The following is a 14,273-nucleotide window of genomic DNA, read 5'->3' on the forward strand; positions in this document are numbered from 1 at the left end:
GACATCGACATGAACCGATTCGCACATCATGGACTGCTGACGATCTGCCTGTTGGCCTGCTCGTTGGAATTAGCCATCGGCCAGGCCCTGGCCCACTCGGTAGACGAACATGCCGGCCACACCCAGGCGGCCAAGAGCACCAGTTCCGAGACCGCCCAGGTCAAGTTTGCCGACGTCGCGCTGGTGGACCAGAGCGGCAAGACCGTGCGCCTGGAAAAAGACCTGGTGGCCAACAAGATCGTGGTCATGAGCTTCATCTACACCAGTTGCACCACGGTCTGCCCGGTGGTGTCCTCGATCATGGGCAAGGTGCAGAAACAGCTGGGTGCGCGGGTCGGCACCGAGGTGCAACTGGTGTCGATCAGCATCGACCCACAGCGCGACGACGCCAAGCGCCTCAACGACTACGCCCGCGCCTTCCAGAACGGCCCGGGCTGGAGCTGGCTGACCGGTTCCACGCAGTCGGTCAACGAAACCCTCAAGGGTTTGGGCAGCTTCAGTGGCGACTTCAAGAACCATGCGCCGCTGATCCTGGTGGGGGACGGCAACAGTCGCCACTGGACCCGCTACTACGGCTTCACCGACCCGAACATATTGACCCGGCAGGTGGAGAAGCTCAGCGGTGAACGCAACACCCATGCCAAACACACGGCCATCGCCATGGAGCATCAGCCATGAGACTTCTCCACGGGTTCGCCCTGAGCCTCTGCGCCTGCCTCGCCAGCGCCCTGGCCATGGCCCACGAAGGGCATGCACCCGCGGCGCCTGCCGCCGATACGGTGGCGGCCGCCGCCCAGCCGACCGCTGGCACCCGCGATGCCAAGACCTGGTTCACCGATACGCCGTTGCAGGACCAGAACGGCAATACCCTGCGTTTCTACAGCGACGCGCTGGAAAACCGCGTGGTGCTGCTCAATGTGATTTTCACCAGTTGCACCGATGCCTGCCCGTTGATCACCCAGAAGCTCAAGCAAGTGCGCGAAGTGCTGGGCGACAAGGCGGACGGCATCACCTTTATCTCCCTTACCAGTGATCCGCTGCGGGACACCCCGGCGGTACTCAAGGCTTACACCTTGAAGCAGGGCGTCGATGAGCCCCACTGGCTTTTTCTTACCGGCGACAAAGCGCAGATGGACCTGGTCCTGGGCCGTATCGGCCAGGTCATACCGTCCCCCGAGCAGCACTCCACCCAACTGATCGTCGGTGACGTGGCGAACAAGCGCTGGAGCAGGATCCGTCCCGATGCCCCGGCCGCCGCCATTGCCCAGCGCTTGCAGTTGCTGGCAATGCCCGTGGCCGGTCGCTGAGCCAGGGCCATGAAAAACGCCCTGATCCTCGGCCTGCTTCTCCTCGGCGGCATCAGCCTGAGCGCCCAGGCATTAACGCTGACGCCCAGCGAAAGTGCGGGCAAGCGGCTGTACCGCGAAGGTGTCTCCGCCAACGGCGAGCCGATCATGGCCCGGATCGGCGCGGCGGGCATGCTGCTGCCGGCCACCAGCGTGCCCTGCGCCAACTGCCACGGCAGCGATGGCCTGGGGCGCCCGGAAGGCGGAGTGCGCCCGCCGGACCTGAGCTGGTCGCGGCTGACCAGTACCTACGGCCAGCAGCAGATCAACGGACGTGCCTACCCAGCCTACACCGAGGGCACTGTGGCCCGTGCGATCCAGGAGGGGCGTGACCCGGGCAACAACCGGCTGGATTCGGCGATGCCGCGGTTCGTCCTGTCGATGAGCGATCAACGCAACCTGACGGCCTACCTCAAGCGCCTGGCTGATGAGCGCGATCCGGGCCTGAGCCCCGACAGCCTGCACCTGGGCACCTTGCTGCCGAGCACTGGCGTGTTGGGCGAGGAGGGCACCACGGTGGCGGCGGTGCTGCGGGGCAGCGTGGCGCGGATCAACGAAGCGGGCGGGATCCATGGCCGGCAGTTGCGCCTGACCATCCTCGATCCCGGTCCCGACCGTGTCAGCGCCGAGCATGCGCTCGACCAGTTGATCGAACAGGAACAGGTGTTCGCCCTGGTCGCACCGCTGGTGCCGGCGCTGGATAACGAACTGGCCCCGCGCCTGGAGCAGGCCGGCGTGCCCCTGATCGGGCCGCTGTCGTTGCAGGGCACGGCCCAGGCCAGTCGGCAGATTTTCGAGCCGCTGCCGGGGCTGCGCGAACAGATGATTGCCCTGGCCAACTACGCCGCCACCAGCCTGCGCGTGCTGCAGGGCCCGACGCTGATCGCCTACCCGAACGAGCCGGGCCAGCGCCTGGCGGCGGAGAAACTTGCCCAATACCTGCAGGACAACGCCTGGCAGAAAGTGCGCCTGCAACCCTACGAGACGGCGCAGGACGAGTTGCCACTGGGCTCGCGCTCGGTGTTCTACATGGGCAGCAGTGGCGGCTTCAGTCGTTTGGCCGCGCGCTTGCAGACCGCGGGCCAGGTGCCTTATCTGTTCGCCGCCTCGAACCAGGTGGCGGGGGATCTGATGCAGGTGCCCAGCGGGTTTTCCCGGCGGGTGTTCCTGGCGTATCCGTTCGTGCCCAGCGACTGGACGCGCACCGGGCGCACCGCCCTGACCCAATTGCGCGAACGCCAGAAGCTCGGCGGCGAACACGCGGTGCTGCAGGTCGGGGCCTACAGTTCGATGCTGCTGCTCAGCGAGGGCATGAAACAGGCGGGGCGCGATGCCAGCCGGGAAAAACTCATCAGTGCCCTGGAAGGCCTGCACGACTTCGATACCGGCCTGACCCCGCTGATCAGTTTCGGGCCGGGCCGACGCCTGGGCCTGAGCGGCGCCCATGTGGTCACCGTGGACCTGCCCGACCAGCGCTTCTATCTGGTCGCCCCCTACAAACCCATTGCCGCCACGCCCTGATCCGGAGGCCGAAGATGAAACTCACGACTGTAATGGTGCTGTTGACCCTGTGGGTGCCCGCCGCGTTTTGCAGCAATGGCCCGGCCGTGGCACGGGTCAATGGCGAGGAAATTTCCCAGCTACGCCTGGAGCGCTATTTCGCCGAATACCTGGAGGATCAGGGCCGGGCGGTCGCCAGCATCCGCAGCCCCAGCGCCTACAAACAGCTGCGCACGGCGGCGCTGGATGCGCTGATCGACAAGGAACTGCTGTGGCAGGAGGCGCTCAAGCGCGGGGTGGTGATCAGCGATGCCACGGTGCAGGACCAGGTCGAGCAGACCCGCCAGGCCATGGGTGGCCCACAGGTGTTCGCCCGGCGCCTGGAAGACGCCGGTTTCGATGAGGCTTCTTACATCGAGTACACCCGCCGCGACCTGGCGGCGCAGCAGATGTTTACTGAGCTCACGAGGGTCGGCGAGCCGGACGAAAAAGAGGTGCGGGCGTTCTATCAGGAGCACCGCGCCGAGATGAACCGTCCCGAGGAAATCCAGGTCAGGCATATCCTGATAAAAGTGCCTCAGGGGGCGGACGCTTCCACAGTCGAAGCCGCGAGACTACGCTTGCAGGCACTGCACACGAGCATCCGTGAAGGCGCCGATTTTGCCAGCGTCGCGCGCAGCGGTTCCGAAGACGCTTCGGCCAGCGCCGGCGGCGACCTGGGTTACTTTGCCCGGGGGCGCATGATGCCGGAGTTCGAAGCCGCAGCCTTTGCCCTCAAACCCGGGTCCGTCAGCGAGCCGGTGCGCACGGCGGTGGGCTGGCATTTGATCCTGTTGGAGAACCGAATGGAGGCCGCCGATGTCACACAAGAGCAGGGACTTGAAATGGTTCGGGCCTACCTTGCCCGACAGAAACAGGTCCAGGCGCGTCTGCAGGCGCTGGCGCAGCTGCGCGCAAGCAACAGCATCGAAAGAATTGACGATCAATGAGCTTTCCCCAACAGTGGGGGAAAGCTTCGCTGCACGTCCGTTCGCTTTCCCCCGCTTTTGGGGGGTGGGGCATGTGGACGAAACGGCATTGCTTTTAAATTCAAGGACATGAATACATAAAATTACCGGCACTCAGCCTGGCATGAAGTGTGCGTTAGACCTATCAAGGCGCGCACTCCGCCAGGTTCGGTACTCGGACCTGGGGTTCAAGGAGTCCACCTTGTTAAACAAAGTACTGGTTGTTGAAGACGAACAACTTCTTGCAGAAAACCTCCAGGGTTACCTGCAGGCGCAAGGGTTGGAAGTCCGGATTGCTCACGACGGTGCGCAAGGAATCGCTGAAGCCGGCGACTTCGCACCCGATGTGATGGTGTTCGATTACCGCTTGCCCGATATGGAAGGCTTTGAGGTGCTCGATGCCGTCCGCCAGAACAGGAAGTGTCATTTTGTGCTGATCACGGGGCACCCCACCGCAGAGGTTTGCGAAAGGGCCCGGCAACTGGAAGTCAGCCATATCCTGTTCAAACCCTTTCCGATGGCGGAACTGGCGCGTGCAGTGCTTGATCTTCTGGGGCGACAGCGCGAACCCAACGCGGCGGTGAGCAGTTCCGAAGGCTTTGTCGAACGACGCCAGAGCAGGACCGAGAGTTTCCCGCTGCAGTTGTACGACGGTAGTTGGGTGCTAGCAGATCGCCGACGAAGTACCTCGGCCTCCACAGCGCCAGACGACGAACAATTGCTCACCGGGGAGTAATGGCGCGACAAGAGGTTCCGGCACATGCCGCAATTGCTCGCCGCGCCGACAGGGCTCTAAGCCCCGGGTGTTGGAGAGCAAGCCATGGACCGTCTATCCCTTGTCGTCGATGTGCCACCGCTGGACTCTGTACCGACTCGTTTTTCCAGTGAGCAACTGGCCCAGGCCCGTTCCCGGGCCGGCAGTACCGGCGAGCGGATGCTCGAAGCCCTCGGGGTGCTCTGCGAACTGGCCCCCATGCCCTTTATCCAGTGCCTGGGCGCAACCCTTCACTATCCGGTGCTCGACACCGACAGCCTGTTCCAATCGACCCCGGTATTCGACCGGGTCACCCTGGCCCAATGCCTCAAGCGCGAATTCATCCTGCTGCGTCACGCCGACGCGGTCATTGGCGTGTTTGCCGACCCCTTCGACACTGCACGCCTTGCCTGGATCGACGACTGCCTGCACGGCGCGCCGCTGTACCTGGTGCATGCCGACGACCTGAAAGCCTACCTGGCGCGCCATGAAGAGAGCTTCCACGCGGTGGAGTCGCTCAACGCCCAGGCCGACGGCAATACCGAGATCGACACCCTGCAAAGCCTGTCCCTGACCAGCATCAGCGAAGACTCCAGCGTGGTGGTCAAGCTGGTCAACTCGACCCTCTACGACGCGCTGAAGATGCACGCCAGCGATATCCACCTGGGCACCACCGGCAGCGGCCTGGTGATCAAGTACCGCATCGATGGCGTGCTCAACAACATCAGCAAGATCCAGGGCAACGAGTTCGCCGAGCAGGTGATTTCCCGGGTCAAGGTCATGGCCGAACTGGACATCGGCGAAAAACGCGTGCCCCAGGACGGGCGTTTCAAGATCGGCATCAGCGGCCGCCAGATCGACTTCCGGGTGTCGATCATGCCGAGCATTTTCGGCGAGGACGCGGTGCTGCGGGTGCTCGACAAGCAGGACCTGGCCGACAAGGTCTGCGGCGTGCAGTTGCAGGCCCTGGGCTTTGAAGAGGAAACCCTGCGCCAACTGCGCCGCCTGGCCGCCGAACCCTACGGCATGGTGCTGGTCACCGGCCCCACCGGCAGCGGCAAGACCACCACGCTGTACGCGATGATCACCGAGATCAACCACGGCGTGGACAAGATCATCACCATCGAAGACCCGGTCGAATACCAGCTGCCGGGCGTGCTGCAAATCCCGGTCAACGAAAAGAAAGGCCTGACCTTTGCCCGCGGCCTGCGCTCGATCCTGCGCCACGACCCGGACAAGATCATGGTCGGCGAGATCCGCGACCCCGACACCGCGCAGATCGCCGTGCAGTCGGCGCTCACCGGGCACCTGGTGTTCACCACCATCCACGCCAACAACGTGTTCGACGTGATCGGGCGCTTCACCCAGATGGAGATCGACCCCTACAGCCTGGTGTCCGCGCTCAATGCGGTATTGGCCCAGCGCCTGATCCGCCTGGTGTGCAGCGCTTGCAGCACGCCGTACACGCCGAGCGAAGAAGAGCTTTCAAGCTCGGGCCTGGACCCGCAACAGGTCGGCCACTACCAGTTTGTCCACGGCAAGGGCTGCGGTCATTGTCGTGGCACCGGCTACCGCGGCCGCAGCGCGATTGCCGAGCTGCTGCACCTGGACGACGAGCTGCGGCAGATGATCGTCGAGCGCCAACCGATTTCGAAAATCAAGGCACACGCCTGCAAACGTGGCTTGCGCCTGCTGCGCGAGTCGGCGCTGGAACTGGTGCAACAAGGCCGGACCACTCTCGAGGAGATCAATCGTGTCACTTTTATCTCGTGAGCGTTATGTCGCCGTGCTCGGCGCCAGCGGTGTCGGCCTCGGTCAGCGTCAAGGTGGCGACACCCTGTGGCTGGGCAGCGTCGGCTTCATCGATGAAGGGTTCATGGCCTGGGCGGTCGCCCTGGAAACCCTCGACCGCCTGCTGGGCGAACATGCCCGCGCCGGTGCCGAGTTGACCGTGGTGGTCTCCGGCCACTTCAGCCGGTTCTGCCTGGTGCCCTGGAGCGAGCAGATCAGCAGCCCCGCAGAGCTGCAGGGGTTTGCCCAGCTGTGCCTGGAAGACCTCTACGGCGCGGCGAACCAACCCTGGGACCTGGTGCTGTCGGCCGAACCCGCCGGTTATGACCGCATCGCTACGGCGCTGCCGCAGGATTTGCTCGAGCGCCTGCGTACCCTGGTCAGCGGCCGTGGCCTGCGCCTGCGCTCGGTGCAACCGTACCTGATGGCGGCGTTCAATCACTTCGACAAAAGCTTCGACGCCGGCGACTTCCTGTTCGTGGTCGCCGAGCCGGTGCGCAGCGTCTTGCTGCTGGCCCGCGAAGGCCGCTGGACAGCGGTGCGTTCGGTCGGCAGCAGCGACAGCGATGCCGCACTGAGCGCACTGGTCGGACGCGAATGCCAATTGCAGGCCTCTGCCAGCGAACGGCCGCTGAACGTCTACCTGCACGCACCGGCACGCATCGACTCCCATCCTGAAGTGCCCGGTGTGCACCTGCGCACCCTCGAAGAAGGCCGGACAAACGTACGCGATTGCCTGTACGTCATGTCCCGGACGGTGGCCTGACATGCGCCCGCTGATGCTCGACTTTCAGCCACGCCGCCGCTCGAGCCCCCTGGGCTGGAGCCTGCTGGCCGGTGGCGTGGTGCTGGCGCTGACCTGCATCGTGTTTGCGCAACACCTCAGCGGTGAGGCCGAACAACAGCAAGGTCACCTGCAAAACACCCAACGGGTGCTCACCGGCGACACCGGTGGCAAGGTCAGCCTGACCCCGGCCGAAACCCGCGAGCAGGCGCAGAACCTGGCCGAGATGCGCAAGGTCTCGCAGCAGTTGCGCCGCCCTTGGGAGCGTCTGTTCGCCACCCTGGAAGCCATGCCCCGGGACAACGTCGCTTTGCTCACCCTGACCCCGGACGCCCGCAAGGGCCAGGTGCGGATCAGCGCCGAGGCGCGTGACCTGGACGCCATGCTCGACTTCCACCGCCGCCTCGAAGCCAGCGACGAGCTCTCCGACGTGTCGTTGCTCAGCCACGAAATCGTCGCCAACGTGCCGGAACACCCGGTGCAATTCAACCTGTCGGCTACCTGGGAGATTGGCGATGCAAATCCCTAGATTGATCGTCCACGAATACCTGCAAAGCCTGGGCGTGCCTGGCCTGGCGGGGTTGGCCATGCTGGTGCTGGCGCTGACCTATGGGCTGTTCGGCCTGTTGCCGGACTGGCAGTCATTGCAGCAACTGAGCCAGCAGACCCGCGAAGCCCGCGAATACCTGGCCAAGGTCGAAGAGGGTTCGGTCGCCGCACCGGTGGTACCGCAACGTCAGCTCGATGATTTCCGCAGCAAGTTGCCGACCCAGCCCCAGGCTACCGTCGCCATCGACAAGATCTATGCGCTGGCCGCCCAGGAACGCATCACCCTGTCCCGGGGCGAGTACTCCCTGGGCATCGATCCCAAGACCCACCTGGCCCGTTACCAGATCCTGTTGCCGGTGCGGGGCAGCTACCCGCAACTGCGGCGCTTCATGCACGCCTTGCTCGGCCAGTTGCCGGCGGTGGTGGTGGAAGACCTGGAGTTGCAACGCAAGAAGATCGCCGACACCGACCTCAATGGGCGGATCCGCATGACCCTTTACCTGTCGAGGTCATGATGAACAGCAAACGCACTATGGGTTGGGTGGCGTTCCTCGGCGTGGCCGCGGCGCTGACCTGGTTGCCCGACTACTTCAAGCCGGCCGACGACAGCGACCTTGCCGTGGCCGCCGTGGCCACGCCGGCCAAAGGCAAAAAACGTAGCGCGTTGCCAGCGGCGCAAGCCTCCGCTGCGCCCGTGGCGATCAAGGACCTGAGCCCGGCGGGCGACCTGTTCGCCGCGCGCAGCTGGAAGGCCGCGCCGACCCTGGCCAGCGTCACCGAAAAACCGGTCAACGTCGCGCCGGTGGTGCAGGTCCCCACTGCACCGCCGATGCCTTTCCAGTTCATCGGGCGAATCGATGACCGCACCGACCTGCAAGTGTTTTTGCAAAACGGCGAGAAGATCTACGTCGTGCGTAAAGGGGATGTGATCGACGAAACATGGAAGATCGAGGGGATTTCCGATCTGGAACTGAGCCTGGTCTATTTGCCTCTGCATTTGTCCCAGACTTTGTCTGTGGGGAGCGCGCAATGAACAAATCCCGTTTGCTGATGAGCCTCTGTCTCTGTGCCGGGCTGGCTGCGTGCAGCTCGGCGCAGGTCGCCAAGGAAGAAGCCTCCGAGTTGATGGAGCAGGGGCAGTACGAAGCCGGCCTGGCCAGGATCGAGGAGGGCTTGCGGGAAAACCCTCGCGACACCGAACTGCACATCGCCCTCAACAGCTCCCGTGCCCGGGCGATCACGGCACTGCTGACCCAGGCCGACATGGACCGCACCCAGCGTGATTTCGCGTCGGCCCGCATGGCCTACGGCCGGGTGTTGACCATCGAACCGAACAACCGCCGCGCCCAGGACGCCATGCGCCAACTCGAACACATGCGCAGCCTCGACGAGAAACTCGAACTGGCCCGCGGCGACCTGCGCCGCGGCGACATCTACGGCGCCGAGCGTCAGGTCAAACAGATTCTCGAACTGGACCCGAACAACGAAGGCGCCCTGGAACTGCAGAGCAATATCCGCCTGGTGCAGAGCCGCAACGTGGTGGCCTATCCGCAACTGCGCACCCGCCTGGACAAACCGGTGACCCTGGAATTTCGCGACGCCAACCTCAAGACCATCTTCGAAGTGCTGTCCCAGGTCGCCGGCTTGAACTTCATCTTCGACAAGGACCTGCGCCCGGACATGAAAGCCACCATCTTCGTGCGTGACGTGCGCATCGAAGACGCCGTGGAACTGCTGCTGCAACAGAACCAGCTGCACCAGAAAGTGGTGAACGAAAACACCCTGCTGATCTACCCGGATTCGCCGCAGAAGCTCAAGGATTACCAGGAACTGGTGATGCGCACCTTCTACCTGACCAGCATCGATGCCAACACCGCGCTGAACATGGTCAAGACCATGCTCAAGACCCGCGACGTGTTCGTCGATGAACGCCTCAATACCCTGACCATGCGCGACACCGGCGACGCCGTGCGCATGGCGGAAAAACTCCTGCAATCCCAGGATCAGTCCAACCCCGAAGTGGTGCTGGAAGTGGAAGTGATGGAAGTCGCCACCCAGCGCATCCTCGACCTTGGCCTGCAATGGCCGAACACCTTCGGCGTGGTCAACAGCGATGGTTCGGCGGTGACCCTGCTCGATCAGCTCAAGGGCATCAACTCCAGCCGGATCACCATCCAGCCGTCGCCACAGGCCAAGATCAACGCCCAGGACAAGGACATCAACACCCTGGCCAGCCCGGTCATCCGCGTCAGCAACCGCGAGCAGGCGCGCATCCACATCGGCCAGCGCGTGCCGATCATCAGCGCCACGTCGGTGCCGTCGACCCAGGGACCGGTGATCACCGAAAGCGTGACTTACCTCGATGTCGGTCTGAAACTGGAAGTGCAGCCCACCGTGCACCTGAACAACGAAGTGGCGATCAAGGTGGCCCTGGAAGTGAGTAACGCCACGCCCCTGGAGCCGACCCGCCAGGGCACGATTCCGGTCCAGGTCGATACCCGCAACGCGCAGACCACCCTGCGCCTGCATGACGGCGAAACCCAGATCCTCGCCGGCCTGATGCGCAACGACCATGGCAGCACCGGCAACAAGATTCCCGGCCTTGGCGACATTCCTGGCCTGGGTCGCCTGTTCGGCAGCAACAAGGACGATGTCAGCAAATCCGAGCTGGTGCTGTCGATCACTCCGCGGATCGTGCGCAACCTGCCGTACCAGAGCCCGTCGGACATGGAGTTCACCACCGGCACCGAAACCAGCATGCACATCCAGGCGCCGGATCGTTCGAAGGTCGAAGTCGAAGAGGTTCGGACCAATGGCATGAGCGCACCGATCGCGACCACCGTTACCGTCGGGAAGCCTTGATCATGAACGCCTCGCAACGCGGTTTTACCCTGATCGAAGTCGTGGTGACGCTGTCGTTGATCGGCCTGCTGGCCGGCATGGCCGCACCGCTGACCGAGACCGTGGTGCGCCGGGGCAAAGAGCAGGAATTGCGCACCGCGCTGTACCAGATCCGCGATGCCATCGACGCCTACAAGCGCGCGTTCGACGCCGGTTACATCGAGAAGTCGCTCAACAGCAGCGGCTACCCGCCGAACCTGCAGGTGCTGGTGGAAGGCGTGCGTGATGTGCGCAGCGCCAAGGGTGCCAAGTTCTACTTCCTGCGGCGCGTGCCCCATGACCCGCTGGCACCGGTCAAGCGCGACGACGAAGGCGGCTGGGGCGTGCGCTCCTACGACAGTACGGCTCAGAACCCGCGGGAGGGCGAGGACGTCTTTGACGTTTACTCCAAGGCCCACGGCAAAGGGCTCAACGGCATCGCCTACCGGGAGTGGTGAGCATATGCGTCGGGAAAAGGGTTTTACCCTGCTGGAACTGATGGTGGTCATGGCAATCATCGCGACCCTGATGACCATCGCCTTGCCACGCTATTTCAACAGCCTCGAGGCCTCCAGGGAGACCACCCTGCGCCAGAGCCTGTCGGCGATGCGCGAAGCCCTGGATCACTACTACGGTGACACCGGACGTTATCCCGACTCCCTCGAACAGCTGGTTGAACAGCGTTACCTGCGCAATCCGCCGATGGACCCGATCACCGAACGCAAGGACGCCTGGGTCATGGTTGCACCGCCTGATGGCGTGGCCGGCGGTGTCGCCGATATCAAGAGTGGTGCCACAGGGAGGGCCCGTGATGGCAGCCTTTATTCCGAGTGGTAAGCCTGCGGGGCAAGACGGCTTCACCTACCTGGGTGTGCTGTTCCTGATCATGGTGATGGGCATGGGCCTGGCCAGTGCCGGCGAGCTGTGGTCCACCGCCTCGCGCCGCGACCGTGAACGCCAGTTGCTGTGGGTTGGCACCCAGTACGCCCAGGCACTGCGCAGCTATTACCGCAGTTCGCCAGGCCTGGCCCAGTACCCCAGGGAACTCGCCGACCTGGTGCAGGACGAGCGTTTTCCCGGCGCCAAGCACCATATCCGCCAGCTGTACCCGGACCCGATTGGCGGCGGCGAATGGTTCCTGATGCGCGGCTTCGACGGACGCATTACCGGCATCAGCAGCCCGTCCACGGACAAGCCCCTGAAGCAGGCGGATTTTCCCAGCCAGTGGTCGGACTTCAACGGCATGGCCAGCTACAAGGACTGGCAGTTCGTGGCCGAGAAAGCCTTCCTCGACGGCGCCTCGGGCCCGGCCAAAGGCCAGTCCGCAGCGTCCCAGGCGGTGCAGCCATGAAGCGCTTCTGCCTGGCCTTGATCCTGGTGTTGAGCACCTCTGTGACCTGGGCCGGTGAAGAGGACGAAATGCTCGGCTTTATCGTCGACGACACGATCTCGCACATCGGCCACGAATTTTACTACTCGTTCAGTGAACGCCTGCGCGCCACCAGCCCGATGGATTTCAACCTGGTGGTACGCGAACGACCTTCGGCTCGCTGGGGCAGCCTGGTGACCGTGGAATTTCAACAACGACTGGTTTACCGGCGCTTCCTGCCGCCGAACACCGTGGAGCTCAAGGACGAGGCCTATGCCGCCGCCGACTGGGTACGCGGGCAGATTGTCCAGCGCAAGCTGGAAGCCTTGTTGCAGGACACCACGGACCTTGAGAGGGACGAACTATGAAAGCGAAAACGTTTTTGCAGCGCGCCGGTGGATGCTTGCTCGGCCTGGGCGCCTGCGCCCTGGCCCAGGGCACGGAACTGGTCTACACGCCCGTCAACCCATCGTTCGGCGGCAACCCGTTGAACGGCACCTGGCTGCTCAACAATGCCCAGGCGCAGAACGACTACGACGATCCCGACTTGAAGGATCGCACCTCGGTGGCCGGGACCTCGGCCCTGGAGCGCTTCAGCGCCCAGTTGCAATCGCGTTTGCTCGGGCAACTGCTGGACAACATCTCCACCGGCAACACGGGGAGCCTGTCCACGGACGCTTTCATCGTCGACGTGGTCGACGACTCCGGTGCGCTGACGATCAACGTCACCGACCGGGCCACGGGCGAAGTTTCGGAAATCCAGGTGAATGGCCTGGCCCCTTGAGGGGATGCGGGTTTATGGGGAGTTAAGGACATGAAAAAAATAATTGCGCTGGGGCTGATGTTGGCGGCATTACAGGGGTGCAGTCTGCGCGAGCCGATGCCGGCCGAACAGGACTCGCAAACCCCGACCCTGACCCCAAGGGCCTCGACTTATTATGACTTGATCAACATGCCACGACCCAAGGGCCGCTTGATGGCGGTGGTCTACGGCTTCCGCGACCAGACCGGGCAATACAAGCCAACCCCGGCCAGCTCGTTCTCCACCAGCGTCACCCAGGGCGCGGCGAGCATGCTGATGGACGCCTTGCAGGCCAGCGGCTGGTTCGTGGTGCTCGAGCGTGAAGGGCTGCAGAACCTGTTGACCGAACGCAAGATCATCCGCGCCTCGCAAAAGAAACCCAACACCCCGGTGAACATCCAGGCGGAACTGCCACCGCTGCAAGCGGCGAACATGATGCTCGAAGGCGGGATCATCGCCTACGACACCAACGTACGCAGCGGCGGCGAAGGCGCACGCTACCTGGGCATCGACATAGCCCGTGAGTATCGCGTCGACCAGGTCACGGTGAACCTGCGGGCGGTGGACGTGCGCAGCGGCCAGGTGCTGTCCAACGTCATGACCAGCAAGACCATCTACTCCGTGGCCCGCAGTGCCGGGGTGTTCAAGTTCATCGAGTTCAAGAAACTGCTCGAGGCCGAGGTGGGCTACACCACCAATGAACCGGCGCAGTTGTGCGTGTTGTCGGCGATCGAGGCGGCGGTGGGGCATATGCTGGCGCAGGGGATCGAGCGGCATTTGTGGCAGGTGGCGGGGGATAATTCCCAACCTGCGCAGAACGAGACGCTGGATCGCTACCTGACGCAGAATCGTGTTGTACCTGAAGGTGAGGGAGAGGACGAGTGAACCGGCGCGGCTTTGTAGGAGCTGGCTTGTCCGGTCGCCGCATCGCAGCGATGACGGCGTTACAGCCGACCCGTCTCTCGCGGCGGTACCCGATCCCAACTGTGGGAGCGGGCTTGCTCGCGAAGGCGGCCTTATAGCCGACCAATCGTCCGCGGCTGTCCCCGATCTACTGTAGGAGCCGGCTTGCTGCGGGCGGCGTTCCGACGACGGCGTCCTGACAGCCGACCTATTATTTATTGACCGAGTACATATCCATTCCTGATCCCAAGCGAACGCATTCCCCTGTAGGAGCTGGCTTGCCAGCGAAGCGGCCCGAAAGACTCGCACCAGACTCAAGGCCGCCTTCGCCGGCAAGGTATATGTCGCGCACGAAACCACGGTAGAGGCACGTTTTTGTAGGAGCTGGCTTGCCAGCGAAGCGGCCCGATAGAGCAGCACCAGACTCAAGGCCGCCCGCCGGCAAGGTATATATCGCGCACGAAACCACGGCAGAGGCACATTTTTGTAGGAGCTGGCTTGCCAGCGAAGAGGCCCGATAGAGCAGCACCAGGCTCAAGGCCGCCTTCGCCGGCAAGGTATATGTCGCGCACGAAACCACGGTAGAGG

At 63.7% G+C, this 14,273-nt stretch carries 18 protein-coding genes; 17 read left to right on the forward strand and 1 reads right to left on the reverse strand.

Annotation, left to right across the window (positions count from 1 at the left end; all coding sequences use genetic code 11):
• The first annotated feature begins 9 nt into the window (after positions 1-9).
• From SOP95_RS21500 to SOP95_RS21580, 17 genes are all read left to right on the forward strand, one after another.
• Entirely contained in the window at positions 10-678 is a 669-nt protein-coding gene (locus tag SOP95_RS21500; RefSeq protein WP_274076664.1) for an SCO family protein, read from the forward strand.
• Positions 675-1,307, forward strand: a complete 633-nt coding sequence (locus SOP95_RS21505; RefSeq protein ID WP_323608238.1) for an SCO family protein — start codon at positions 675-677, stop codon at positions 1,305-1,307. Before SOP95_RS21500 ends, SOP95_RS21505 begins: the two co-directional genes overlap by 4 nt.
• 9 nt (positions 1,308-1,316) lie before the next feature.
• Positions 1,317-2,867: a cytochrome c/ABC transporter substrate-binding protein gene (locus SOP95_RS21510; protein WP_323608240.1), complete on the forward strand. Its 1,551-nt coding sequence runs from the start codon at positions 1,317-1,319 to the stop codon at positions 2,865-2,867.
• A gap of 14 nt (positions 2,868-2,881) precedes the next feature.
• A complete protein-coding gene (locus tag SOP95_RS21515; protein WP_323608241.1) occupies positions 2,882-3,835 on the forward strand; it encodes a peptidylprolyl isomerase in 954 nt (317 codons plus the stop codon).
• Between the two features lie 220 nt (positions 3,836-4,055).
• Positions 4,056-4,589: a response regulator gene (locus SOP95_RS21520; protein ID WP_274076668.1), complete on the forward strand. Its 534-nt coding sequence runs from the start codon at positions 4,056-4,058 to the stop codon at positions 4,587-4,589.
• A gap of 84 nt (positions 4,590-4,673) precedes the next feature.
• Entirely contained in the window at positions 4,674-6,380 is a 1,707-nt protein-coding gene (locus SOP95_RS21525; protein ID WP_274076669.1) for a GspE/PulE family protein, read from the forward strand.
• Entirely contained in the window at positions 6,361-7,164 is an 804-nt protein-coding gene (locus tag SOP95_RS21530) for a hypothetical protein (RefSeq protein WP_323608243.1), read from the forward strand. Before SOP95_RS21525 ends, SOP95_RS21530 begins: the two co-directional genes overlap by 20 nt.
• 1 nt (position 7,165) lies before the next feature.
• Entirely contained in the window at positions 7,166-7,711 is a 546-nt protein-coding gene (locus SOP95_RS21535) for a PilN domain-containing protein (protein WP_323608244.1), read from the forward strand.
• Positions 7,698-8,246 carry a GspMb/PilO family protein gene (locus SOP95_RS21540; protein WP_323608246.1) on the forward strand — a complete coding sequence of 183 codons (549 nt, stop codon included), beginning with the start codon at positions 7,698-7,700 and terminating at the stop codon, positions 8,244-8,246. The genes SOP95_RS21535 and SOP95_RS21540 overlap by 14 nt, the downstream gene beginning before the upstream one ends.
• Positions 8,246-8,764, forward strand: a complete 519-nt coding sequence (locus tag SOP95_RS21545; protein WP_323608247.1) for a hypothetical protein — start codon at positions 8,246-8,248, stop codon at positions 8,762-8,764. The genes SOP95_RS21540 and SOP95_RS21545 overlap by 1 nt, the downstream gene beginning before the upstream one ends.
• Complete coding sequence (locus SOP95_RS21550) at positions 8,761-10,593, forward strand: secretin N-terminal domain-containing protein (protein ID WP_323608248.1); 1,833 nt, start codon at positions 8,761-8,763, stop codon at positions 10,591-10,593. Before SOP95_RS21545 ends, SOP95_RS21550 begins: the two co-directional genes overlap by 4 nt.
• A gap of 2 nt (positions 10,594-10,595) precedes the next feature.
• Complete coding sequence (locus tag SOP95_RS21555; RefSeq protein ID WP_323608249.1) at positions 10,596-11,069, forward strand: type II secretion system protein; 474 nt, start codon at positions 10,596-10,598, stop codon at positions 11,067-11,069.
• Between the two features lie 4 nt (positions 11,070-11,073).
• Entirely contained in the window at positions 11,074-11,448 is a 375-nt protein-coding gene (locus SOP95_RS21560) for a type II secretion system protein (protein WP_323608250.1), read from the forward strand.
• Positions 11,423-11,962 carry a type II secretion system protein gene (locus tag SOP95_RS21565; RefSeq protein ID WP_323608251.1) on the forward strand — a complete coding sequence of 180 codons (540 nt, stop codon included), beginning with the start codon at positions 11,423-11,425 and terminating at the stop codon, positions 11,960-11,962. The genes SOP95_RS21560 and SOP95_RS21565 overlap by 26 nt, the downstream gene beginning before the upstream one ends.
• On the forward strand, positions 11,959-12,348 hold the full coding sequence (gene csgE / locus SOP95_RS21570; RefSeq protein ID WP_274076678.1) for a curli production assembly/transport protein CsgE: 390 nt from the start codon (positions 11,959-11,961) through the stop codon (positions 12,346-12,348). The genes SOP95_RS21565 and csgE overlap by 4 nt, the downstream gene beginning before the upstream one ends.
• Positions 12,345-12,764, forward strand: coding sequence for a curli assembly protein CsgF (locus tag SOP95_RS21575; protein ID WP_274076679.1), 420 nt, complete (start codon positions 12,345-12,347; stop codon positions 12,762-12,764). Before csgE ends, SOP95_RS21575 begins: the two co-directional genes overlap by 4 nt.
• A gap of 30 nt (positions 12,765-12,794) precedes the next feature.
• On the forward strand, positions 12,795-13,667 hold the full coding sequence (locus tag SOP95_RS21580) for a CsgG/HfaB family protein (RefSeq protein WP_274076680.1): 873 nt from the start codon (positions 12,795-12,797) through the stop codon (positions 13,665-13,667).
• A gap of 229 nt (positions 13,668-13,896) precedes the next feature.
• Here the strand turns inward: SOP95_RS21580 and SOP95_RS21585 are convergent.
• A partial coding sequence (locus SOP95_RS21585) for a hypothetical protein (RefSeq protein ID WP_323608252.1) occupies positions 13,897-14,273 on the reverse strand: 377 nt, incomplete at its 5' end.

Origin of the sequence: Pseudomonas sp. YuFO8 (genome assembly GCF_035065025.1) — a bacterium.
In the GTDB taxonomy this organism is placed as follows: Bacteria; Pseudomonadota; Gammaproteobacteria; order Pseudomonadales; family Pseudomonadaceae; genus Aquipseudomonas; species Aquipseudomonas putida_AE.

Bases quoted from the DNA above. Each gene is read 5' to 3' on its own strand.
- SOP95_RS21550 (WP_323608248.1), top strand. From the start codon at position 8,761: ATGAACAAATCCCGTTTGCTGATGAGCCTCTGTCTCTGTGCCGGGCTG.
- SOP95_RS21575 (WP_274076679.1), top strand. From the start codon at position 12,345: ATGAAAGCGAAAACGTTTTTGCAGCGCGCCGGTGGATGCTTGCTCGGC.
- SOP95_RS21555 (WP_323608249.1), top strand. From the start codon at position 10,596: ATGAACGCCTCGCAACGCGGTTTTACCCTGATCGAAGTCGTGGTGACG.
- SOP95_RS21535 (WP_323608244.1), top strand. From the start codon at position 7,166: ATGCGCCCGCTGATGCTCGACTTTCAGCCACGCCGCCGCTCGAGCCCC.
- SOP95_RS21545 (WP_323608247.1), top strand. From the start codon at position 8,246: ATGAACAGCAAACGCACTATGGGTTGGGTGGCGTTCCTCGGCGTGGCC.
- SOP95_RS21505 (WP_323608238.1), top strand. From the start codon at position 675: ATGAGACTTCTCCACGGGTTCGCCCTGAGCCTCTGCGCCTGCCTCGCC.
- csgE (WP_274076678.1), top strand. From the start codon at position 11,959: ATGAAGCGCTTCTGCCTGGCCTTGATCCTGGTGTTGAGCACCTCTGTG.
- SOP95_RS21525 (WP_274076669.1), top strand. From the start codon at position 4,674: ATGGACCGTCTATCCCTTGTCGTCGATGTGCCACCGCTGGACTCTGTA.
- SOP95_RS21515 (WP_323608241.1), top strand. From the start codon at position 2,882: ATGAAACTCACGACTGTAATGGTGCTGTTGACCCTGTGGGTGCCCGCC.
- SOP95_RS21540 (WP_323608246.1), top strand. From the start codon at position 7,698: ATGCAAATCCCTAGATTGATCGTCCACGAATACCTGCAAAGCCTGGGC.
- SOP95_RS21580 (WP_274076680.1), top strand. From the start codon at position 12,795: ATGAAAAAAATAATTGCGCTGGGGCTGATGTTGGCGGCATTACAGGGG.
- SOP95_RS21510 (WP_323608240.1), top strand. From the start codon at position 1,317: ATGAAAAACGCCCTGATCCTCGGCCTGCTTCTCCTCGGCGGCATCAGC.
- SOP95_RS21560 (WP_323608250.1), top strand. From the start codon at position 11,074: ATGCGTCGGGAAAAGGGTTTTACCCTGCTGGAACTGATGGTGGTCATG.
- SOP95_RS21565 (WP_323608251.1), top strand. From the start codon at position 11,423: ATGGCAGCCTTTATTCCGAGTGGTAAGCCTGCGGGGCAAGACGGCTTC.
- SOP95_RS21500 (WP_274076664.1), top strand. From the start codon at position 10: ATGAACCGATTCGCACATCATGGACTGCTGACGATCTGCCTGTTGGCC.